Origin of the sequence: Paenibacillus forsythiae T98, assembly GCF_000520735.1 — a bacterium.
In the GTDB taxonomy this organism is placed as follows: Bacteria; Bacillota; Bacilli; order Paenibacillales; family Paenibacillaceae; genus Paenibacillus_AQ; species Paenibacillus_AQ forsythiae.
In genome coordinates this window covers 1-316 of sequence record NZ_ASSC01000600.1, presented here as the reverse complement: position 1 = coordinate 316, position 316 = coordinate 1, and the positions used below count along the sequence as shown (strand labels likewise).

At 70.9% G+C, this 316-nt stretch carries 1 pseudogene; it reads right to left on the bottom strand.

Annotated elements, in window-relative coordinates:
• Positions 1 to 316, bottom strand: a pseudogene (locus tag L692_RS32995) (YqhG family protein); the annotation flags it as partial.

Genomic DNA, 316 nt, shown 5'->3' with positions numbered 1-316 from the left:
CGGCGCCTCCGGCGCTTGCCACGGGATTATTCCCGGCTCCCGCTCCGGGATTAACGCCGGGCAGGCCGCCGAAGCCTCCTGCGGCGTTCGGTCCCTGCCCGGCGGCCGCCCCTCCGCCCGAAGGCAGCGGATTTACCGGCGAGCCGGAGCCGCCTGAAGCGCTGCTCACCCCGGCTGCACTTAACCCGGCACCGCCTCTTGGCGCCGGAGCGGTCGCCGCGTCGTACTTCTCCGGGTCAAACACGAAGGTGAAGGACAGTGTCTGCGGCTCCGCGCCGGTACGCTCGACGAAGCTCCAGTAATACGGCCGGTCGGT